Source organism: Shewanella sp. BJSY2023SW005, assembly GCF_047314585.1.
GTDB classification, from domain to species: domain Bacteria; phylum Pseudomonadota; class Gammaproteobacteria; order Enterobacterales; family Shewanellaceae; genus Shewanella; species Shewanella algae.
The window spans coordinates 29,423-49,978 of record NZ_JBKORJ010000063.1 but is presented as its reverse complement, the minus strand read 5'-3'; the positions used below and the strand labels follow the sequence as shown (position 1 = coordinate 49,978).

22 protein-coding genes are annotated in these 20,556 nt (G+C 51.6%); 15 read left to right on the top strand and 7 right to left on the bottom strand.

Translation table 11 applies throughout. The features are described 5' to 3' along the window. Positions 1-7: 7 nt before the first annotated feature. From tsaE to ACMHXI_RS19960, 13 genes are all read left to right on the top strand, one after another. A complete protein-coding gene (gene tsaE / locus ACMHXI_RS20020; protein ID WP_028779694.1) occupies positions 8-490 on the top strand; it encodes a tRNA (adenosine(37)-N6)-threonylcarbamoyltransferase complex ATPase subunit type 1 TsaE in 483 nt (160 codons plus the stop codon). Positions 491-533: 43 nt separating this feature from the next. After that, positions 534-1,802 carry an N-acetylmuramoyl-L-alanine amidase gene (locus ACMHXI_RS20015; protein WP_025889150.1) on the top strand — a complete coding sequence of 423 codons (1,269 nt, stop codon included), beginning with the start codon at positions 534-536 and terminating at the stop codon, positions 1,800-1,802. 7 nt (positions 1,803-1,809) lie between these two features. After that, positions 1,810-3,672, top strand: a complete 1,863-nt coding sequence (gene mutL, locus ACMHXI_RS20010) for a DNA mismatch repair endonuclease MutL (RefSeq protein ID WP_304716030.1) — start codon at positions 1,810-1,812, stop codon at positions 3,670-3,672. Beyond that, complete coding sequence (gene miaA / locus ACMHXI_RS20005; protein ID WP_208125485.1) at positions 3,665-4,591, top strand: tRNA (adenosine(37)-N6)-dimethylallyltransferase MiaA; 927 nt, start codon at positions 3,665-3,667, stop codon at positions 4,589-4,591. Before mutL ends, miaA begins: the two co-directional genes overlap by 8 nt. A gap of 87 nt (positions 4,592-4,678) precedes the next feature. After that, on the top strand, positions 4,679-4,954 hold the full coding sequence (gene hfq, locus ACMHXI_RS20000) for an RNA chaperone Hfq (protein ID WP_025011327.1): 276 nt from the start codon (positions 4,679-4,681) through the stop codon (positions 4,952-4,954). Between the two features lie 20 nt (positions 4,955-4,974). Beyond that, complete coding sequence (gene hflX / locus ACMHXI_RS19995; RefSeq protein ID WP_028779698.1) at positions 4,975-6,282, top strand: ribosome rescue GTPase HflX; 1,308 nt, start codon at positions 4,975-4,977, stop codon at positions 6,280-6,282. Positions 6,283-6,317: 35 nt separating this feature from the next. After that, entirely contained in the window at positions 6,318-7,457 is a 1,140-nt protein-coding gene (gene hflK, locus ACMHXI_RS19990; RefSeq protein ID WP_413735929.1) for an FtsH protease activity modulator HflK, read from the top strand. 3 nt (positions 7,458-7,460) lie between these two features. Further along, entirely contained in the window at positions 7,461-8,384 is a 924-nt protein-coding gene (hflC, locus tag ACMHXI_RS19985; RefSeq protein WP_071239096.1) for a protease modulator HflC, read from the top strand. Positions 8,385-8,762: 378 nt separating this feature from the next. Continuing rightward, positions 8,763-9,353, top strand: a complete 591-nt coding sequence (petA, locus tag ACMHXI_RS19980) for a ubiquinol-cytochrome c reductase iron-sulfur subunit (protein ID WP_025011324.1) — start codon at positions 8,763-8,765, stop codon at positions 9,351-9,353. Next, on the top strand, positions 9,353-10,570 hold the full coding sequence (locus ACMHXI_RS19975) for a cytochrome b (RefSeq protein WP_025011323.1): 1,218 nt from the start codon (positions 9,353-9,355) through the stop codon (positions 10,568-10,570). Before petA ends, ACMHXI_RS19975 begins: the two co-directional genes overlap by 1 nt. Further along, entirely contained in the window at positions 10,567-11,262 is a 696-nt protein-coding gene (locus tag ACMHXI_RS19970) for a cytochrome c1 (RefSeq protein WP_025011322.1), read from the top strand. The genes ACMHXI_RS19975 and ACMHXI_RS19970 overlap by 4 nt, the downstream gene beginning before the upstream one ends. A 95-nt stretch (positions 11,263-11,357) precedes the next feature. Next, positions 11,358-11,987, top strand: coding sequence for a stringent starvation protein SspA (gene sspA / locus ACMHXI_RS19965; protein ID WP_025011321.1), 630 nt, complete (start codon positions 11,358-11,360; stop codon positions 11,985-11,987). Further along, entirely contained in the window at positions 11,987-12,439 is a 453-nt protein-coding gene (locus ACMHXI_RS19960) for a ClpXP protease specificity-enhancing factor (protein ID WP_045283150.1), read from the top strand. Before sspA ends, ACMHXI_RS19960 begins: the two co-directional genes overlap by 1 nt. Before the next feature lie 44 nt (positions 12,440-12,483). Here ACMHXI_RS19960 and ACMHXI_RS19955 read toward each other — a convergent pair whose 3' ends face one another. The 7 genes from ACMHXI_RS19955 to ACMHXI_RS19925 all read right to left on the bottom strand — a co-directional run bounded on the left by ACMHXI_RS19955 (position 12,484) and on the right by ACMHXI_RS19925 (position 18,558). Then, positions 12,484-13,614 carry a GGDEF domain-containing protein gene (locus ACMHXI_RS19955; RefSeq protein ID WP_052657931.1) on the bottom strand — a complete coding sequence of 377 codons (1,131 nt, stop codon included), beginning with the start codon at positions 13,612-13,614 and terminating at the stop codon, positions 12,484-12,486. A 122-nt stretch (positions 13,615-13,736) separates the two neighbouring features. Next, the gene (locus ACMHXI_RS19950) at positions 13,737-14,375 is read right to left on the bottom strand and encodes an NAD(P)H-binding protein (protein WP_208146259.1); all 639 of its coding nucleotides are present in this window, start codon (positions 14,373-14,375) and stop codon (positions 13,737-13,739) included. Between the two features lie 58 nt (positions 14,376-14,433). Beyond that, the gene (locus ACMHXI_RS19945; protein ID WP_413735925.1) at positions 14,434-15,525 is read right to left on the bottom strand and encodes an alpha/beta hydrolase; all 1,092 of its coding nucleotides are present in this window, start codon (positions 15,523-15,525) and stop codon (positions 14,434-14,436) included. Positions 15,526-15,532: 7 nt separating this feature from the next. Beyond that, positions 15,533-16,192 (bottom strand): carboxymuconolactone decarboxylase family protein, encoded by a 660-nt coding sequence (locus ACMHXI_RS19940; RefSeq protein WP_071239094.1) that lies wholly within the window; start codon positions 16,190-16,192, stop codon positions 15,533-15,535. A gap of 101 nt (positions 16,193-16,293) precedes the next feature. Beyond that, complete coding sequence (locus tag ACMHXI_RS19935; protein WP_101059276.1) at positions 16,294-16,797, bottom strand: cupin domain-containing protein; 504 nt, start codon at positions 16,795-16,797, stop codon at positions 16,294-16,296. Positions 16,798-16,801: 4 nt separating this feature from the next. Then, a complete protein-coding gene (locus tag ACMHXI_RS19930) occupies positions 16,802-17,197 on the bottom strand; it encodes a cyclophilin-like fold protein (RefSeq protein WP_044735640.1) in 396 nt (131 codons plus the stop codon). A gap of 140 nt (positions 17,198-17,337) precedes the next feature. Further along, entirely contained in the window at positions 17,338-18,558 is a 1,221-nt protein-coding gene (locus ACMHXI_RS19925) for an MFS transporter (protein WP_101059277.1), read from the bottom strand. 232 nt (positions 18,559-18,790) lie between these two features. Here ACMHXI_RS19925 and ACMHXI_RS19920 point away from each other — a divergent pair, with 232 nt between their 5' ends. Next, complete coding sequence (locus tag ACMHXI_RS19920) at positions 18,791-19,690, top strand: LysR family transcriptional regulator (RefSeq protein ID WP_101059278.1); 900 nt, start codon at positions 18,791-18,793, stop codon at positions 19,688-19,690. 246 nt (positions 19,691-19,936) lie between these two features. Next, the gene (locus tag ACMHXI_RS19915; protein WP_025889168.1) at positions 19,937-20,509 is read left to right on the top strand and encodes an aminodeoxychorismate/anthranilate synthase component II; all 573 of its coding nucleotides are present in this window, start codon (positions 19,937-19,939) and stop codon (positions 20,507-20,509) included. Positions 20,510-20,556 lie beyond the last annotated feature (47 nt).

Sequence of the window (20,556 nt, the reverse complement as noted above, 5' to 3'; positions counted from 1 at the left end):
CACTTAAATGACTATCGAACACAGCTTGACTCTGCAATTGGCAGATGAGACTCAAACTGTCGCCTTCGGGCGGCAATTGGCGGCCTTGATCAGTGCGCCGCTGACCATTTATCTGACCGGAGAACTTGGTGCCGGCAAAACGACTTTCAGCCGTGGCTTAATTCAAGCCTTGGGTCATCAAGGTGCGGTTAAGAGTCCGACCTATACACTCGTGGAACCTTATGAGCTTGAAGGAATCGAAGTATATCATTTCGACCTTTATCGACTCAGCGACCCTGAAGAACTGGAGTTTATGGGGATCCGGGATTACTTCAACGAGCGCAGCCTTTGCATTATTGAATGGCCGGAACAGGGAATGGGGTGCTTGCCCGCTGCCGATATACATCTGCATATCAAGTATGCTAATACTGGTCGCGAAGTCTCTCTGCAAGCCGGTTCCGACAAGGGTAAGGTGCTATTAAGAAAAATAACAAACAATGGTAAAGACTAATAACATCTTATTTAAACTGACTTTTTTTGTTATCTGTTGGGTAATGGCGGCGCCAACTTGGGCAGCCAATAAACTCGACGGTGTGCGTATTTGGGCGGCGCCCGAGTCTACCCGGGTGGTATTTGACTTAAGCCAGGCGCCTGATTACAGCTATTTCACACTGAGCAACCCTGACAGACTTGTGGTGGATCTGAAAAAGAGCACCAATGGCGTCAAGCTGGAAAAAGTTGAAAACAACAGCCCCTTGGTCAAAAGGGTGCGTTTGAGCCAGCCGCCGGAGAAAGGCACCTTGCGGGTGGTCATAGATCTCAAGCGGGCCGCTAAGGCCAATCTGTTCTCCCTGCCGCCAACTGCCCCATACGGCAACCGTTTGGTGGTGGATCTCGATGACAAGAGCACTTCGGCCAAAGCCAGGGTAACCCCGACAGCCACTGAGGCGGTGCGGGATGTGATTATTGCCATTGATGCCGGTCATGGCGGTGATGACCCTGGCTCTATCGGGCCTTCCGGTTTGTACGAGAAAAAGGTATCACTGGCGATTGCCAAGCGAGTCGAGCAGAAAATCAACGCGACTCCCGGGCTTAAAGCCGTGATGATTCGCACCGGTGACTACTTTGTTAACCTGAACCGTCGCTCGGAACTGGCGCGACAGAGTAAGGCCGATCTGCTGATCTCAATCCACGCCGATGCCTTTACTTCACCTCAGCCCAGGGGCGCCTCTGTGTGGGTGCTCTCCATGCGCAGAGCCAATACCGAGATCGGCCGCTGGCTGGAGCAGAAAGAGAAACATTCAGAGCTGCTCGGCGGTGCCGGTGAGATTATTCAAAATACCGATAATGAACAGTATCTGGCGATGACCTTGCTGGATATGTCGATGGATAGATCCATGGCGATGAGTCACACAGTGGCCAGCGACATACTTTCTGGTTTGGGTAAGGTGACCAAACTGCACAAGCACAAGCCCGAGTCGGCGAGCCTGGCGGTACTCAAGTCGCCGGATATCCCGTCCATTCTGGTGGAGACTGGTTTTATCTCCAACCCTCAGGAAGAGAAGTTGCTCAGTAATGCCAACCATCAGGACAAGCTGGCCAAGGCGATTCATAAAGGCGTGCTCAAGTATTTTGAAGCCAATCCGCCAGCCGGTACCATGCTGGCCAAACAGGGCGTGATTAAACACAAGGTTGTCAGAGGTGAATCTCTGTCGGTAATCGCCAATCGTTATGAAGTGTCGGTGGCCGATATCAAGAAAGCCAATAACCTGAAATCGGATGTAGTGCGTATAGGTCAGCAACTGGTTATCCCCAGAGCCTGAGGAAGAAATGGCAATTCAGATATTACCCCCACAACTGGCCAACCAGATTGCGGCGGGCGAAGTGGTAGAGAGGCCGGCCTCCGTTGTTAAGGAGCTGGTGGAAAACAGCCTGGATGCCGGTGCAACCCGAGTCGATATTGAAATCGATAAGGGCGGTGCCAAGCTTATTCGAATTCAGGACAATGGCGGCGGTATCGCCAAGGAGGAACTGGCACTGGCGCTGTCCCGTCACGCCACTTCCAAGGTGCATACACTGGACGATCTCGAAGCCATTCTCAGCTTTGGCTTTCGAGGCGAGGCGCTGGCCAGTATCAGTTCGGTGTCCCGCCTGACCCTGACATCTCGCACGGCCGAACAATCCGAGGCCTGGCTTGCTTACGCCGAAGGCGCGGATATGGGGGTCAAGATACTGCCTGCGGCTCATCCAGTGGGTACCAGTATTGAAGTGGTCGATCTCTTCTTCAATACCCCGGCGCGCAGACGTTTCCTCAAGAGTGACAAGACAGAATTCACCCATATCGATGAGTGGCTGAAAAGGATTGCACTGGCTAGGCCGGAAATCCACCTGACTTTGAAACACAATGGCAAACAGGTGCGCAACTATCGTCCGGCAGAGAATGAAGCCCAATATCTGCAGCGTCTGGCTCAGGTTTGTGGTCGGCCGTTTGCCGAGCAGGCGTTGAAGGTGGAATGTCAGCATGACGACATGCGCCTCAGTGGCTACCTGCAGTCGCCCTGGCAAGTTGAGCCTTGTGATACTCACTATTTTTATGTCAATGGCCGTCTGGTCAGAGACCGTTTGGTGAACCATGCGGTTAGGCAGGCCTTTGCCGGTTTGGCCGAGTTGGAACAACCCGGCTATGTGCTGATGCTGGAGCTGGATCCCCATCAGGTAGATGTCAATGTGCACCCGGCCAAGCATGAGGTGCGTTTTCATCAGGCCAGATATGTGCACGATTATATTCAGCAGGCCTTGAGCTCTGCCCTGCAGCAAGCGCAGCAACTGCCGGTCGATGACGTTAATCCGCATTTAAGCCAAACAGATTATGCTGCGCCCATTGATGCGCGTTCAGACGCCGCTGGCACAAGCTTCACCCAAGGTGGGGCGACAGATGACAGCCGTGCCGAGCCACGTTTTCGCGAGCCCGACTCAAGCGGCGGCAGCGCTGGATATCAAAGCCAATATAGCGACAGCGCCCCTTTAGGCGGTAAGGCATCGGGTTCATATTCTGGGGGCAATCCCCGTCAGGGAGCCGCTGCCCCGTCCAAGTCGGCCATCAGCAGTTATGGCGCCTTATTGTCGACGCCTGGCGTGGTCAATGAAGCAAGCCCAGAAGCTAAGATGACCGTCATGCCACCTCTGTTGGATGGCGAGCATTGGGTGTTGGTCGAAGATGAGCAAATTAAACTGCTCAAGGTGAAAGCTGCTGCCAAGCGATTGAGATATATTGAGATTATCGCTCGCCTCCCTACCGGGTTGACCGGTCAGCCCCTGTTGATGCCGGTTGCTGTGGATGCCGACCCTGAATGGCCGGTATTACTGGGTGAAAGGGCTACTTTGCTGAGGCAGCTAGGGCTGGATCTCAGTATTCGTCATTCGCAGTTGATAATCAAAAAAGTGCCCCCATATCTGAGGGACACGCAGCTGGCGAGTTTGATCCCTGAGCTGCTGCAATGGCTCAGATTTGAGCAGCCCCAGGAAGCGGCCTTGGCTAATTGGCTGGCGCAGAGCAGCTTAAGTAGCTTTGTTTCGGCACCATTGATATGGCAGGGGATCTCTGCATTGGACGAGCAAGCTCGACAAGAAATTTTACAGCTGGCCAAGGTATTGCCCTGGCAGCAATGGTTGGAAGAAGAAGGCAGTGAGTAAGGCGAAACAGCCAAGAGTGCTGACATTGATGGGGCCCACTGCCTCAGGAAAAACAGCGTTGGCGCTGGAACTCGCCGAACATCACAACTGCGAGATCATCTCGGTAGATTCGGCACTTATCTATCGGGAAATGGATATAGGCACGGCTAAGCCCAGCGCGGAAGAGCTGGCTCGCGGGCCGCACAGGCTGATAGATATCCGCGATCCCCGCGAAAGTTATTCAGCTGCCGATTTTCGCAGCGATTGTCTGCGGGAGATTGAGCAGATAATCAGCATGGGAAAAACCCCGCTTTTGGTGGGTGGTACCATGTTGTATTTTAAAGCATTATTGGAAGGCTTATCGCCACTTCCCAGTGCCGATGAGGGGATAAGGGCTCAGATACAGCAGGAAGCCGAGCAGCAAGGCTGGCAAATGCTGCATCAGGAGTTGGCGCGGATTGACCCGGTTTCGGCCGCACGCATTCATCCCAATGACCCACAGCGACTGGCTCGGGCACTGGAGGTATATCGTATCAGCGGTAAGAGTTTAACTGAGCTGACTCAATCCAAATCTCCAGAGCTTCCCTATGATGTGGTGCAGTTTGCCATTGCGCCACAGGAGCGCAAGACGCTGCATGGGCTGATTGAGACAAGATTTATGCAGATGCTGCAGGCCGGATTCACAGACGAAGTGGCCAAGCTGAAGCAAAGGGGCGATCTGCACCTGGATATGCCCTCTATGCGATGTGTTGGATATCGTCAGTGTTGGCAATATCTGGAGGGTGAATTTGACCATGATACTATGGTCGAAAAAGCCGTCGCTGCTACTAGGCAATTGGCAAAGCGTCAATTAACATGGTTGCGAGGATGGCCAGAGTTGAATTGGCTGGAGAGCGGGGCGCAAGGGAATATAGTTCAGCTTATACGCCACTGCCGCTAGCTTAATAGCCCTTGCTGTATAATACTCAAACCGAACAAGAAAGCTTTTTGTTAGATTTTATATAAATTAAAAAAAGGAAATAAAAACATGGCTAAGGGGCAATCTTTACAAGACCCATTTCTGAACGCACTACGCCGTGAGCGCGTTCCTGTTTCCATCTACCTGGTCAACGGTATCAAGTTGCAGGGACAGGTGGAATCTTTTGACCAGTTCGTTATCTTGCTGAAAAACACGGTTAGCCAGATGGTATACAAGCATGCCATTTCAACTGTTGTGCCTTCTCGTCCATTCAACGTGAGCAATCACCAGGGCGGCGGCCAGCAGGGCTATAACTCGCAGCATGATGATAGCAGCGAACAGTAATAAGTTAAGGAGTTCACTTCTTGTTTGATCGCTATGAGGCGGGAGAAACTGCAGTACTTGTTCATATCGACTTTTCCGACGAAGACAGTCGGGAAGACCTTCTCGAATTGCAACTCTTGGTCGATTCGGCTGGAGCACGTTCGGTAGGGGTGATAACAGGAAGCCGCCGGGCACCTGACCGCAAGTTTTTCTTGGGGACGGGAAAGGCGGAAGAACTGGCAGCTTTGGTAGCTGCGACCGAGGCAAATGTGGTGATCTTCAACCACGCATTGAGTCCTGCACAGGAAAGAAATCTTGAAATCCTGTGTCAATGCCGGGTGTTGGACAGAACCACGCTTATCCTCGATATCTTTGCTCAGCGGGCCCGTACCCATGAGGGTAAGTTGCAGGTGGAGCTAGCGCAGTTGCGCCACATGTCGACTCGCCTGGTACGGGGCTGGACTCACCTTGAACGTCAAAAGGGCGGGATAGGTTTGCGCGGCCCCGGGGAAACCCAGCTGGAAACTGACCGGCGATTGCTGCGGGGGCGGATCAAGTCCATCAATCGTCGTTTGGAAAAAGTGGACAAACAGCGGGAACAAAGTCGCCGGGCCAGACAGCGAAGCGACTTGGCTACTGTGTCACTGGTCGGTTATACCAACGCCGGAAAGTCCACTCTATTCAACGCTTTGACAACATCGGAGGTCTATGCCGCCGATCAGTTGTTTGCGACCCTGGATCCGACGCTGCGTAAGCTGGAGTTGGACAACGGCGCCGTATTTTTAGCCGACACTGTGGGGTTTATTCGTCATTTGCCCCATGAGTTGGTGGCGGCGTTCAAGGCGACATTACAGGAAACCCGCCAGGCTGACCTCCTGCTGCACGTGGTGGACTGCGCCGACGACAATATGAATGACAACTTTGAGCAGGTGCAAGAAGTGCTCAAAGAGATTGAGGCCGATGAAATTCCGCAGCTTCTGGTCTGCAACAAGATAGATCTGCTGGAAGAGATAGGCCCAAAAATAGATTTCGACCCCGAAGGCCGGCCATACAGAGTATGGATTTCGGCCCAAAAAGGGTTGGGACTGGACCTTCTCAAGCAGGCGGTGGATCAACTGACCGCTGCCACTATAGTTGAGCTTAGCTTGAGAATACCGGCAATGGCCGGACATTATCTTGGCCAGTTTTATCGACTGGATGCGATACAGCAGAAAGAGTATGACGACCTGGGGAACTGTATCTTGTCTATTCGTTTACCACAGCCGGACTGGCATCGGCTGGTTAAACAGAGTCAAGGTGAGTTGGAAACCTTTATCCTCGAACCCGAGATTGATAAAGTAGTTTGTTAATAATCTCGTTTATTCATCCACTTATGGAGAGTTAAATGGCTTGGAACGAGCCCGGTAACAAGGGTAATGATCCTTGGGGAAACAAAGGTGGCAACGACAAGGGGCCACCGGATCTGGACGATGTATTTCGCAATCTGACCAAACGCTTTGGCGGCAAGGGCAACGGTGGTTCTGGCTTCAGCATGGGGACTCTGGCCATAGTTGCAGGTATTGCCCTGGCAGTATGGGTTTTTTCCGGTTTCTACACTATCAAGGAAGCGGAGCAGGGTGTCGTGCTGCGTTTCGGTGAACATGTCGGCGAAGTTGGTCCAGGCCTGCACTGGAAAGCCACTTTTGTCGATTCGGTTTTACCGGTAGATGTCTCAACGGTTCGCTCTATTCCTGCTTCCGGCAGCATGCTGACAGCCGATGAAAACATGGTCGTGGTTGAACTCGATGTGCAGTACAAGGTGAAAGATGCCTACCAGTATCTGTTCAGTGCCGTTGATGCCAACTCGAGCCTGCGTGAAGCTACCGACAGTGCGCTGCGTTATGTCATAGGTCATTCAAAAATGAATGACATTTTGACCACAGGGCGTGCCAAGGTTCGTGACGACACCCGTGCCGAGATTGAACGTATTATCGCGCCTTACAACCTGGGACTGCAGATTGAAGACGTTAACTTCCTGCCGGCCAGACCGCCTGAAGAGGTGAAAGACGCCTTCGATGACGCGATTTCAGCGCAGGAAGATGAGCACACTTATATCCGTCAGGCCGAAGCTTATCAGCTGGAAATTGAGCCCAAGGCTCGTGGTCAGGTGGAGCGTATCAAGCAGGACGCCCGTGCATACAAAGAACGTGTTATCCAGGATGCTGAAGGCGCAGTGGCCAAGTTCAACAAGCTGTTGCCCGAGTATAAGCAGGCCCCTGAAGTGACTCGCGATCGCCTCTATATCGATGCGATGCAGCAGGTGTTCAGTGATACCAATAAGGTACTGATAGATGCCAAAAATAATGGCAATTTGATGTATCTGCCACTGGATAAGCTGATGTCTCAGGAAGGCAAGCCTAAACCCAAAACTGAACAGGAACCTGAGCAGCAAGTGGATGCCGTCAGTAGTCAAAGAAACACTAACAGCAGCAGTTTCAACGGACGCATGTCCCGCGAAGAGCGCATGCGTCAGGGAAGGGAGTAAACCATGAGCAGATTCGTACTCATTATTATTGCCCTGCTGGCGGTCGTTGGTGTGTCTTCGCTGATGGTCGTCAACGAAGGGGAGCGCGCTATTGTTTCCCGCTTTGGTGAAGTGTTGAAAGACAAGGTCGACGGTAAAATGGTGCCCCGAGTCTATGGCCCGGGTCTCAACGTTAAGATCCCGTTGATCGACAAAGTCCGCTATATGGATGCCCGTATCCAGACTCTGGATGGCGCCGCCGACCGCTTTGTGACCTCTGAGAAGAAAGACCTAATGGTCGACTCTTATGTCAAATGGCGGATCAAAGACTTTGAAAAGTACTATCTGGCTACAGATGGTGGCAACAAGTCCAAGGCCGAGTCACTGTTGCAGCGTAAGATTAACAGTGACCTGCGTACCGAGTTCGGTAAGCTGACCATTAAACAGATTGTTTCCGGTACCAGTGAAGGCAGCACAAACTTGTCTGAGAGCAGCAGTCGTGATGACCTGATGCGTATCACCCTGGAAAATGCTGCCAAGAGTGCTGAAGGTCTGGGTATAGAAGTGGTCGATGTCAGGGTGAAGCAGATCAATCTGCCATCCAACGTTAGCCACAGTATCTTCCAGCGGATGCGTGCCGAGCGTCAGGCGGTAGCCAAGAAACACAGGGCAGAAGGTAAGGAAGCGGCTGAGAAAATCCGTGCACTGACCGATGCCGACGTGGTTGTGACTCTGGCCAATGCCCGTCGCGATGCAGAGAACATCCGCGGTGAAGGCGACGCCATTGCTGCCAAGATTTACGCCGATGCTTATACCAAGGATCCTGAATTCTTCAGTTTCCTGCGTAGCCTGGAGGCCTACAAGGCCAGCTTCGCTGGGAAGTCTGATGTTATGGTGTTGGAGCCGGACAGCGAATTCTTCAAATACATGAAGCAAAAAGGCAAGTAATTGCACTGCTTGAAAGACCCGGACTGGTTCCGGGTCTTTTTTTATCTTTTTCTCGGCTTGATGCGAAAGTCACAGAATTATTGGCATTAATGTGTAAAGCCAAAATATACTTTTAATAGTCAATTGGTTATGTTTTAGCTATGGTTAAATTACTATCGAGATGCTCAGATTTTGCAGCCTAAATCTGCTGTTTTTTTAACCCTATCTGCTAAAAAACTGTAATCTCCCTAACCAACTTGTGTCTTTTGACTATGATCTGCTTCTAATTTTTCGCTATAATGAGCCCCGCCTCAAAATTCGACTTTTCCCTTTAGTGAGAACTAAGAGGCCTAAAGTCTTGAAAAACAAAAATTCCAACACCCTCTGGGAGATAAGTGGATGAGCAATGCGCCAGTCGATACCGGACGTCGCAGATTCCTGACAGCTGCAACCGCCGTAGTGGGCGGTGCTGGTGCCGTCGCTGTAGCGGTTCCCTTTATAAAGTCATGGAATCCGAGTGCCAAAGCGAAAGCTGCAGGCGCGCCGGTAGAAGTAAATATCAGTAAGCTAGAACCAGGTCAGCTGATCCGTGTGGAATGGCGTGGCAAACCCGTATGGATTGTCCGCCGTACAGAGGAAGTTCTTAACGAGCTCCCAACCCACGATGACAGACTGCGGGACCCGGCTTCTGACGAATTACAGCAGCCTGATTACGCCCAAAATGGCGTACGTTCGATTAAGCCTGAGTACTTTATTGCCGTAGGTATTTGTACTCACCTGGGTTGTTCACCTACTTACCTGCCAGACTCTTTCTCAGAGCAGGTTGAAGGTGTGACTTCAGGTTTCTTCTGTCCATGTCACGGTTCCAAGTTCGATATGGCCGGTCGCGTCTTCCAGGGCGTACCAGCTCCACTGAACCTGGTGATTCCTCCACATCAATACATTGATGATGGTAACGTGCTCATCGGCGTAGACCAGGGAGCTGCATAATGGTTAAGAATATAATTGACTGGATCGATGCGCGTATCCCTATGACGGCAACTTATAACCGCCATGTTGGTCAGTACGCCACCCCAAAGAATTTTAACTTCTGGTATTTCTTCGGCTCTCTGGCACTGTTGGTTCTGGTAAACCAGCTGTTGACCGGTATCTGGCTGACCATGAACTATGTGCCTACCGCCGAAGGCGCATTTGCCTCCATCGAATACATCATGCGTGATGTCGAGTACGGCTGGTTGCTGCGTTACATGCACTCCACCGGGGCTTCGGCCTTCTTTGTGGTGGTTTACCTGCATATGTTCCGTGGTCTGCTCTACGGTTCTTACCAGAAGCCTCGTGAACTGCTGTGGCTGTTCGGTATGTTGATCTTCCTGGTGCTGATGGCCGAAGCCTTTATGGGTTATCTGCTGCCATGGGGCCAGATGTCCTACTGGGGCGCTCAGGTAATTATCTCACTGTTCGGTGCTATTCCGGTTATCGGTGATGACTTGACCCTGTGGATCCGCGGTGACTATGTGATCTCAGGTGCAACCCTGAACCGCTTCTTCGCTCTGCACGTTATCGCGTTGCCTCTGGTACTTGTGGTACTGGTATTCCTGCACCTGATTGCGCTGCATGAAGTGGGTTCCAACAACCCGGATGGTATCGAAATCAAGAAGAACAAAGATGAAAATGGCTGGCCTGTCGATGGCATCCCATTCCATCCTTACTTCACCGTAAAAGATATCATGGGCGTTGCCGGCTTCCTGATTGTCTTCTGTTACGTGCTGTTCTTTATGCCTGAAGGTGGTGGTTACTTCCTCGAGAAGCCTAACTTCGAAGCTGCTAACCCAATGAAGACGCCTGAGCATATCGCGCCTGTATGGTACTTCACTCCGTTCTACGCCATCTTGCGGGCCGTACCGGACAAGCTGGGTGGTGTAGTTATGATGGGTCTGGCGATTGCCGTACTCTTTGTTCTGCCATGGCTGGATCGCTGTAAGGTCAAGTCGGTTCGCTACCGCAGCATGATTCACAAGCTGAACATTGCTCAGTTTGCTGTGTCCTTTATCGTCCTGGGGTACCTGGGGGCGGTACCTGCGACACCAACGCTGACCATTGTTGCCCGAATCTTTACTTTCACTTACTTCGGTTTCTTCCTGCTGTTGTTCATCTACAGCAAGAGTGAAAAGACCAAGCCAGTACCAGAAAGGGTGACATTCAAATGAAAAAGTTATTGATTGCTTTGGTTGCCTTTGTGCCTGGTATGGTGTCTGCCGCCAGTGGTCACAATGTGCACCTGGAAGATGCCAATATTGATCTGACCGATAAAGAGTCGCTGCGTCGTGGTGTGGAGCTGTTTCAAAACAACTGCGCCGGTTGTCACAGCACTCAATATCAACGTTACCAACGTGTCGCCGAAGATCTGGATATTCCTGTCGATGAGATGCGCAAGCTGATCCACACAGATGCCAAGATCGGCGAGCTGATGGAAAACTCGATTGAAACCAAAGATGCGGCCAAGTGGTTCGGTGCTGCGCCACCGGACCTGACTCTGGTAGCCCGTGTCCGTGGTGAAGATTGGGTATATTCCTACCTCAAAGGGTTCTACAAAGACCCAAGTCGTCCTTTCGGCGTGAACAACACTGTGTTCCCGTCAGTCGGTATGCCGCATGTGCTGGAAGGCCTGCAAGGTATGCCGGTTAAGCAGGAAGATGGCAGCATCACCGTCAGCGGTGGCAGTCTGTCTGCGGAAGAGTACGATCAGGTTGTTCGCGACCTTACCGGTTTTCTGGTTTACTCGGCTGAGCCGGTTAAACTGGAGCGCGAAAACCTGGGTAAATGGGTACTCGGCTTCCTGTTCATATTCTTCGTGATCGCATACCTGCTCAAGAAAGAATATTGGAAGGATGTACACTAACCCTTAGAAAGGGGTAGAATATATTATCCGCATAATGTAAACGGGGGGCATTGCCCCTCGTTTACATTTGTTTTTTTCAATTCCGGAGGGTATCAATGGCTGTTGCTGCCAATAAACGCTCTATCATGACCCTGTTCTCAGGTGCCGATGATCTCTATAGCCATCAGGTTCGCATCGTATTGGCTGAAAAAGGGGTAACTGTTGATGTGTTGCAGGTGGATCCCAATGATATGCCAGAGGATCTGCTGGAACTCAACCCTTACAACTCAGTGCCTACACTGGTAGACCGTGAACTGGTGTTGTACGAAAGCCGTATTATCATGGAGTATCTGGACGAGCGCTTCCCGCACCCGCCGCTGATGCCCGTTTACCCAGTTTCCCGTGGTCAAAGCCGTCTGATGATGCATCGCATCGATACAGACTGGTATTGTCTGGTCGACCGTATCCGTAAGGGTGACCGCGCCGATGCGGCCCGTAAAGAGTTGCAGGAAAGCCTGCTGTCTATCGCGCCTGTGTTTGCCGAAATGCCTTACTTCATGAGTGAAGAGTTCGGTTTGGCTGACTGTTATCTTGGCCCCTTGTTGTGGCGTCTGCCAGTGCTGGGTATCGAACTGGATAACCGCGCGGGTAAAGACATCAAAGCCTATATGAACCGTATTTTCGAGCGTGAGTCCTTTAAGGCCTCTCTGACCGAAGCCGAGCGCGAAATGCGCATGGGTATCTGATGAAAGATTTGACCCCAAGTCGTCCATATCTGCTTAGAGCTTACTATGAATGGCTGATGGATAATCAGCTGACCCCACATCTGGTAGTGGATGCCACAGTGCCAGATATTCAGGTACCGCTGCAGTATGTTAAGGATGGTCAAATAGTATTGAATGTCGCCGGCAGTGCTGTCGGTGGCCTGCAGCTCGGCAACGAGTTTGTCGAGTTCAATGCTCGTTTCGGTGGTGTGCCACAGCAAGTGCTGCTGCCTATGGCTTCTATTGTTGCCATCTATGCCCGTGAAAATGGTGCCGGCACAGTATTCGATATGGAAGACGCCTATCTGCTTGAAGATGGTGAAGAATCACTGCTGAATGTGGTTGAAGAGGTTGAACAGCCACGGACTGAAGCCGAAACTGAACCTACAGCAGACAAGCCCAAACGGCGTGGCCACCTGACTTTGGTTAAATAAAGCCGGGTTGACGCTTCAGCTACAGCATTGCAAAAAGCCAGTCACTATGACTGGCTTTTTCTTTTCAGCGGCTGCAATACCGTGCCGGCCAGCTCCACTCGGTTACGACCATTTATCTTGGCCTGATACAGAGCCTTGTCTGCCTGTTTGAGTGCCTCGCTTGCACTATCTCCAGGATCGAGAGTTGCCAGGCCAACAGAAGCGGTCAGTTGTAGGTAATGGCTTTGATATTCCAGGCCTTGTTGTCTGAGGGACTCAAGGAGTTGCTCGCCTCTTTGCTGCAGGGCCTGAGTCCCGGTTTCATCCAGCCTCAGCAGCAAGGCAAACTCTTCCCCGCCTATTCTGGCCAGTCGCTCCTGAGGCTTGAGCGCTTTCTTGAGCAGCTTACTGACATGAATAAGGGCGACATCGCCGGCATCATGGCCAAAGTTATCGTTTATCTTCTTGAAGAAATCCAGATCCAACAGGGCAAGTACCCAGCAGCCCGGCTGCTCTCTTTGCAGTGCGACTTGGCGCATGAATGCGCGGCGGTTAAGCAATCCGGTCAAGGTGTCTGTGTCGGCCTGATGTTGCAGTACCAGCTCGGCGCGCTCGGCATACATTTCGCTGATCAATAGTATGGCGCAGGAGCTGATAATACATGAGCAGATCACCAAGGCCTTTAAAATGGCCAGAGTGTGTGTAGAAAGCAGGGCGATATCAGGGTGGGATGGCCAGCCGTGCAGCTCAAAGAAGCTGAACAACCCCAGATTGGCTAACATCAGGATCAGGATGGAACGCCATTCACGGATCTCAAACAGTACAACCAACATGATGGCAAACAGCAGGTAATAGCTGTGGATTTTGATACTGGTACCTTGGGCCGTCATTAAAGCTGTGGCGGCATCGGCCATCAACAGCAACATTAAACACCACCTGGCGGCAAAGAACTTTCCCTTGTAGTTGAGCAGTAACACCAGAGGCAGCAGGGCAACAAAGGGTAGCTGATTCAAGCCGGAAAGAATAAAGCCTTGGTTACCGCTGATGTAAAAACCCAAAATAAACAGCAATATAGTTGTTACGGAAACCAGTACGCCCAAGTTGACCTGAATGACTTTGCGCTCCCGGGTCTTGATAGCGCATCTATCACACCCCAGCATCAGCAAAAAATTCAGCAACCTGGTCATATTGGGCATAGGCAAAGCACTTTTATAAGCCACTCGAAATATCAGCTTAATTCAAACCCCGTTGTTGAACCAGTCTTGGCGACAGGTAACAGCGGATTGCCTGTGAAGTTTGGCGGAACGGCCAATGTCTTTCAGCGGTAAGCGGCAGGCATCTCCCCCTCTGTGCCACTTTGGCTTATTCCCAGATTACAGCGGCTATAAAAGTTAGGATTCTTGGCCAAAATGGCAATAAATCTACCCAAGCTGGCGCGGGAAGTTTCGGTCCCCAGAAAGCACTCGCCTTTTTGAGTAAGTTGAAACTCTTCTATCGGTTTATCGGTTAACCAGACGGGGCGCAGTATGGTGTAGTCGAGTGATGAAGCTTCGATAACATTGGCACTTCTGAGGTTAACAGGCCGGGTGAAACCCACCATACTCTTGTCCCAGCTATTGAAGGGTTCAGGAAGTTCTTCATAGATACCGCCGGCATTGAGTGCAACGAGGCGCTGCACCTGAGCATTTTCCATGGCGTGCACCAGATTTCGGGTCTTGCGGTCCAGATCCATTCCACCCATGGTGTTTATCACCAGATCGATTCCGGGCAATGCCGAGACCAGGTCATCGACTTTGTTGGCATCCCCCTCAACCAGCCGAACTCTGTCATTGTAAAGGTGTTGCAGTCGTTCAGATCTTCGAAGAAAAAGCGTCAGTTGCACTTCCTTTATCTCCAACAAACGCGGCAAGATGGCTTGCGCCGAACGGCCATTGGCACCGATTAACAAAATGTGCATCAACAAACTCCATTAAAGATGAAAGCTGGACAGAGGAGAGCCTCTGTCCGCTTGAAAGTTATAAATACTCACCGAAGAATGCGTTCAACTTATCGAAGGGGATCCGCTCCAATTGGTCATAGAGGTCAACATGGTTGGCGTCTTCGATAATCAGCAGCTCCTTGGGAGAGGCGGCTTCAGCGAAAGCTGTTTCACTGAAATAGCGGGAATGCGCCTTCTCACCGTGGATCAACAAAATGGGCCTGGGAGAGATTTCGGCGATATGAGTCAGCAGAGGTTGATTCATAAATGACATAGGGTTGGTGATGGTCCAGGAAGCATTTGAGTTGATGGCCCTTGGGTGAAAACCGCGCGAGGTCTTGTAGTAATCGGCGTATTCCTGCACAAACCGGGGTTCACCTCCCTTAAGTTCCAGAGAGATAGGGCCATAGCCGGGTGAGCCATTTTCGGCATCCAACCAGCGCTGTTGGCTCAACTGGCACAAAATTTCTTTGCGCTGCTCATGAGTCATGCTGTCGTTGTAGCCCTTGGACATGACCCGGGACATGTCATACATGGTGCTGGTTACCACGGCCTTGATGCGTTGATCCACTGCGGCAGCGTTCAGTGCCATGCCTCCCCAGCCACATATGCCGATAATGCCAATTCGTTGGCGATCCACCTGGCTTTGCAAGCCGAGAAAATCCACGGCGGCACTGAAATCTTCGGTATTGATATCCGGGGATGCGACGTTCCTGGGTTCTCCACCACTTTCACCTGTATAGGAGGGGTCAAACGCCAATGTGGCAAAGCCGTATTCGGCCATCTTTTGGGCGTATAGGCCTGATGATTGTTCTTTCACCGCGCCGAAGGGGCCACTTATTGCGATTGCGGCCAGCTTGCCCTGCCTTGCTTTTGGCAGGTAGAAGTCGGCGGCCAGGGTGATGCCGTAGCGATTTTTAAAGGTGACTTTTTGATGTTCGACCTTGTCACTCTTGCTGAAGGTCTTGTCCCAACTGTCACTGAGCTTCAATTCAGACTCGGCCAATGCCGGAGTGGGGATGGTGGTTGCAATGGTCATGGCGATACCGGCTCCTGTCATTTTCAATAGTTCACGACGCCCATTATCGAGCGTCTCAGAGGGGGATTTTGCTGTGTCTAGGTTGTTCATGCTGGTGTTACTCTTGGTTGTAGGGCTGGTGCTCCAGATGCTGGTTCAGCGCGGTTTGCGCGCGCTCGGCGCTGGCTTGATTCACCAGTTGCTTCAAGCCGGTGATCACAGATGTGAGTTGCTCAGGTGTTAGTCCCAGATTCATGGCAATGGCTATGTGGGCCTGAAGTTGGGGTTCAGCGCCAGGCAAAACCGCCAACATGGCCAGCGTTGCGATTTCCCTGTCATGCCAGCTCAGGTTATCGCGGCTGAAAATATCACCGAATAAATGGGTCTTGAGAAACTCATCAATGGCCGGTGCAAAGTCAAACAGAGGGCCTTGGACAACGCCTCCAGCCAGTTGTGTCTGGTTGGCTGTACCCGTTGAGAGTAACGCATCACCTTTGGGGAGCGGATGACTGGGCAACTTGCCAATTTCATCTGTCACGCCGCGAGCCTTGCGTGTCTCTACTACTGACATAAGAGTTCCCAGCGCATTGAGGCTACGGGGAAAGCCGGCGTAGGCATAAACCTGTACCAGTATTTCCTTGGTATCGTTGATGGTGAGTCCGGCATCCAGTCCCTGTTCCAGGGCGGTATCCAGCTTGGCCAAGTTACCTTCGGCGGCAAAAGCCGCAATAGGTACTATCGCTTGCTGTCTTGAGGTTAAAGGCTCTGGTTCTGTCATAGTGGGTGTCCTCGATTGGAACGTATGGGGTGTTTGTCCGGCAGTCTGAAATATTGGGATGCAAAGACACAGTATCAGCGGCCAATAACTAATCCCGGGTTTCATGGGTGCTTCCCTGTCTTGTCTGCTTGATCCTGTCCCAGATACTGTTCATCGCTGACCTTTTCCAACCAACTGACATTACGGCCTTCATTGTCTTGACCCGTGACCACAAGATGTGTCATCGCAGTCTTGGGAGCTGCGCCATGCCAGTGCTTTATGCCTGCAGGGCACCAGATCACATCGCCTGGTTTTATCTGTTGTCGAGGTTTGCCCCATTCCTGTGTGTAGCCTACGCCCTGAGTCACAATAATTTGTTGGCCTTTGGGATGGATATGCCAGGCTGTGCGGGTACCAGGCTCAAAGGTGACATAGGCTGCAGATGCATTGATTTCATCGGTCGCAGGAAACAGTGGGTCGATACGTGCTGCACCAGTGAAAAATTGCTCTGGCCCGGCAATTGAAGGCCGGGAACCTGCTTCTGAGATACTTTGCTTTGGCTGAGCAGCCACATTTGGCAGCGAAATAAGCAATAATGTGCAAGTGAATATGAAGTTGAGTTTCATTGCTTTACTCCTTGTTAAAGTGAGACTTGAGCTGTTTACTTTCGATAAGCCCCGATTTTTCTATGCGAATTTTCTGCCTGCCTGAAAATTTCATCAGCTCTTTGCCAGTGTCTATCCGCCCTAGCGGGATCAAGCCTTGGGCGTAGCCGTGATCACGATAGAAAATGGCCAGATTCCCCCAAGGGGCGTAATAGGTGAGGTCGCCAACCTTGGCCGAATGCCCGCTGGGGACATCCAAGGTGGAGAGCTTTTTGGGTAAGTCCGCTATTTTCTCACTGGCGCCATAGTCGCTCAGTTCAAGTTCAAGGGGTAATAAGGCAAGAAAATCCCGGCTGGCAGAGTTGTCTTCCAGGCTCGCGACCAGGGTTTTGCCGCCCAGTAACAGAGTTATGCTGTGCATGATTTTTGTCTCCTCAATCTGAGTGGGTAACTGGTCTTGAGCCAGAGACATTTGTCCTCCAAGGAAAGACAGGACAAACATAAATACCTTGGTTATCTTTAAACAGGCTGTATTGGTCAAAGGCTTTGTCCATGTCATCGTCAGACCCTATCCTTTTGGCTTTTCGGGGTTTCGTAGCCTTGCGTTACCCCGACCAAAGCTGTGGATAGCAACAGCAGCAGGGCGCTGATACCAAAACAGAGTTGGTGGCCACCAATGTCGAATAACACACCTCCCAAGGTAGAACCCAAGGCGATAGAGAGCTGAATGACTGCGACCATCAGGCCACCGGCTGTTTCGGCCGATTGCGGAATAGTCCGTGGCACCCAGGCCCACCAACCCACAGGGGCGGCAGTGGCGATAAGTCCCCAGAGGAGTAACAGCACAATCACCAAGATCAATTGAGTGCCAAAGAACGCCAAACCGAGTGCGCTGACAGCCATCAACAAGGGCATGATTTTCAGCGTCAGATAAAATTGTCGTTTCAGAGCCCCATTGATAAGGCTGGTACCTATGAGCCCGGCCAGGCCTATGAGCAACAGGATCAGGGATAATGGCTTTACAGCCACTTGTGTGACGCTTTCCAGAAACGGGCGAACATAAGTGAATAGGGTAAACTGCCCCATAAACAAACTGGCAATCGCCAGCATACCGGCCAGTACTACTGGAGTGCGTAACAAGCCCAGTACCGCAAAAGTGCCGCGGATCCTCGCTGAACGCTCTCTAACTGGCATGGACGGTAGGCTAAGCCATTGCCAAATCAGGGTGATGACAGCTATTGGCAATAAACAGAGAAAGGCGCCACGCCAACCAAGCAGTGAGCCCAGATAAGCGCCGAGAGGGGCTGCCAAAATCATCGCCAAGGCGTTCCCGCCATTGAAGATGGCCAGCGCTTTGGGGACTTGTTCACTCGGTACCAAGCGCATGGCAATAGCCGCCGACATGGACCAGAATCCACCTATGACGACACCGATCAGTGCCCGGCCCAGCAAGTAACTGGCATAGCTATTGGACAGACCTATGATGAGGCCGGAAATCCCCATCAGCCCTGTCAGTCCCAGAAGCAGTGTTTTACGGTTTACCTTACCGGCCAGTACCGGGATAAGTAAGCTGGTCACCACGGCCAATATGCCGGAAATGGCTATCCCTTGGCCGGCCATTCCTTCGGTTATCTGCAGGGATGAGGCTATAGGAGTCAACAGGCTGACCGGCATAAATTCAGACGCAATTAGGACGAAGACACATAACGACATGGCAAAGACACCACTCCAGCAGGCGGTATCTTCAGTGGTTGGAAGCGGATCTGTAACTGAATGGCTCATAGATTGAGAATTTCCCCTCAGGAGTAGCTGGCGCTGGTAGCCGTTGTTGGATGAATTTATGACCAGCAGAATAGGCCTGGACGCCTGTGGTAACAAGCGCTCTAAATTCATTGAAACTATGAATTTAATTCATTAATAACGGATGTTTTTCGGTTATATTGGCCCAGTTTTCGAAGTATTCTTGTGAATATTTGATTGATTTGGTGAGCTGAAGGCCAAGCTGGGGAATAATATGAAGCGGGAAGAATTGAGTGATTTAACTCTATTTATGGCGGTCGCTGAAGAGCGCAGTTTTACTCGCGCGGCGACCCGACTCGAGCTGTCTCAATCCGCGGTCAGCCATGCAATAAGGCGCCTGGAAGAGGGGGTTGGTATCAAATTACTCAATCGTACTTCCCGTAAAGTGTCCACCACAGATGCAGGTGAAAAATTGTTGGCGGCCCTCAAGCCCGGGCTGGGGATGATCAATGCGAGAATTGAAGAGTTGCGACTATTGGGTGATGCCCCTAGAGGGCTGGTGAGACTGGCTACCAGTAAACCTGCGCTGCGAACCCTGCTGTGGCCCAAGTTGTCACAGATAGTGCGTGACTACCCGGAAGTGCAGATTGAGCTGAATCTGGAAAGTCGCCTCACGGATTTGACCGAAGAACGTTTCGATGCCGGGGTAAGGCTGCGGGAGTTTATCGGCCCGGACATGATTGCCGTGAAAATTGGCCCCGCTGTGCGATTGGCAGCCGTGGCCACCCCTGAATACTTCAAACGCCATGGCGTGCCAAAGCACCCCCATGACTTGGACGAACATGCTTGCCTGGTATTGAGGTTTCATGCTCATGCACCCGTCTATGACTGGGAGTTTGAAAAAGAGGGCGAAGAGATAGTCAAATATGTATCCGGCCCCTTTATTTTCAGTGAGAGTGATGTGTGTATTGAAGCGGCCAAGGCCGGGCACGGCATTGCCTTTGTTACCGAAGCCGAAGTGACGGAAGAGATAGAGAATGGATCCCTTCGGCGGGTGTTGGCCGATTGGTGTCCGCCGTTTGAAGGATACTGCCTGTGTTATTCCGGGCGGCGTAATATCAGTTCGGCATTCAGGTTGGTTATTGACAGACTCAGGTATGAGGGTAAGGATTGAACTGGCATCAAGGAGAACCGGCCCAAGGCATCTATTATTCAGGATACAATAAGTTTGTCGTTTGAATGAGCCAATAGCTGACCGAATAAAGCTATCCTTGTTCATCCCCAGGTTGAACCAGCTCAGCGTTAAACGTAACATAGCGTGCGCAAAAAGATGGCGCCTGAAAAAATATGGAACATCTCCAGCGGTATCTTGTTTGCGGCACTGTAAGCCCTATCTCTTAAATCAATCGGTTCCCGTTATATGCTGCTGATGATCGACAACTATGATTCCTTTACCTTCAATCTGGTGCAGTATTTTCAGCAGTTGGGGCAGCAGCCTGTTATCAAGCGCAACGATGAGATTGGGCTCGATGAGATCCGCGAGCTGGCGCCGGATTATCTGGTGATCTCTCCCGGGCCCTGTAGCCCGGATCAGGCGGGGATCTCGCTGGCCGCCATCGAATATTTTGCCGGTAAGTTGCCTATCTTGGGTGTCTGTCTTGGACACCAGTCGCTGGCTCAGGTATTCGGTGCCAAGGTGGTTCGGGCCAAGCGGGTGATGCATGGCAAGACATCGGCAATCAGTCACAATGGTCGCGGGCTGTTTCAAGGTCTGGCCAACCCCTTGACCGTGACCCGCTATCACTCGCTGCTGATTGACAGCGTGCCCGAAGGCTTCAGTCTGGATGCCTGGTATGATGACCCGGTACACGGGCGGGAAATCATGGCCATCAGCCATGCACAAAAACGCCTCTACGGCGTGCAGTTTCATCCTGAATCCATTCTGACCCAACAGGGGCTTGAACTGCTCAATAATTTCCTGCGTCTGGCTTAAGGAGCAGTGAGTCAGTCCCGGATTCGTACCAAGGCTCCATCCTTAAC

Coding starts and splice junctions, on each gene's coding strand:
- tsaE (WP_028779694.1), top strand. CDS start 8: ATGACTATCGAACACAGCTTGACTCTGCAATTGGCAGATGAGACTCAA.
- ACMHXI_RS20015 (WP_025889150.1), top strand. CDS start 534: ATGGCGGCGCCAACTTGGGCAGCCAATAAACTCGACGGTGTGCGTATT.
- mutL (WP_304716030.1), top strand. CDS start 1,810: ATGGCAATTCAGATATTACCCCCACAACTGGCCAACCAGATTGCGGCG.
- hfq (WP_025011327.1), top strand. CDS start 4,679: ATGGCTAAGGGGCAATCTTTACAAGACCCATTTCTGAACGCACTACGC.
- hflK (WP_413735929.1), top strand. CDS start 6,318: ATGGCTTGGAACGAGCCCGGTAACAAGGGTAATGATCCTTGGGGAAAC.
- hflC (WP_071239096.1), top strand. CDS start 7,461: ATGAGCAGATTCGTACTCATTATTATTGCCCTGCTGGCGGTCGTTGGT.
- petA (WP_025011324.1), top strand. CDS start 8,763: ATGAGCAATGCGCCAGTCGATACCGGACGTCGCAGATTCCTGACAGCT.
- ACMHXI_RS19975 (WP_025011323.1), top strand. CDS start 9,353: ATGGTTAAGAATATAATTGACTGGATCGATGCGCGTATCCCTATGACG.
- ACMHXI_RS19970 (WP_025011322.1), top strand. CDS start 10,567: ATGAAAAAGTTATTGATTGCTTTGGTTGCCTTTGTGCCTGGTATGGTG.
- sspA (WP_025011321.1), top strand. CDS start 11,358: ATGGCTGTTGCTGCCAATAAACGCTCTATCATGACCCTGTTCTCAGGT.
- ACMHXI_RS19960 (WP_045283150.1), top strand. CDS start 11,987: ATGAAAGATTTGACCCCAAGTCGTCCATATCTGCTTAGAGCTTACTAT.
- ACMHXI_RS19955 (WP_052657931.1), bottom strand. CDS start 13,614: ATGCCCAATATGACCAGGTTGCTGAATTTTTTGCTGATGCTGGGGTGT.
- ACMHXI_RS19950 (WP_208146259.1), bottom strand. CDS start 14,375: ATGCACATTTTGTTAATCGGTGCCAATGGCCGTTCGGCGCAAGCCATC.
- ACMHXI_RS19945 (WP_413735925.1), bottom strand. CDS start 15,525: ATGAACAACCTAGACACAGCAAAATCCCCCTCTGAGACGCTCGATAAT.
- ACMHXI_RS19940 (WP_071239094.1), bottom strand. CDS start 16,192: ATGACAGAACCAGAGCCTTTAACCTCAAGACAGCAAGCGATAGTACCT.
- ACMHXI_RS19935 (WP_101059276.1), bottom strand. CDS start 16,797: ATGAAACTCAACTTCATATTCACTTGCACATTATTGCTTATTTCGCTG.
- ACMHXI_RS19930 (WP_044735640.1), bottom strand. CDS start 17,197: ATGCACAGCATAACTCTGTTACTGGGCGGCAAAACCCTGGTCGCGAGC.
- ACMHXI_RS19925 (WP_101059277.1), bottom strand. CDS start 18,558: ATGAGCCATTCAGTTACAGATCCGCTTCCAACCACTGAAGATACCGCC.
- ACMHXI_RS19920 (WP_101059278.1), top strand. CDS start 18,791: ATGAAGCGGGAAGAATTGAGTGATTTAACTCTATTTATGGCGGTCGCT.
- ACMHXI_RS19915 (WP_025889168.1), top strand. CDS start 19,937: ATGCTGCTGATGATCGACAACTATGATTCCTTTACCTTCAATCTGGTG.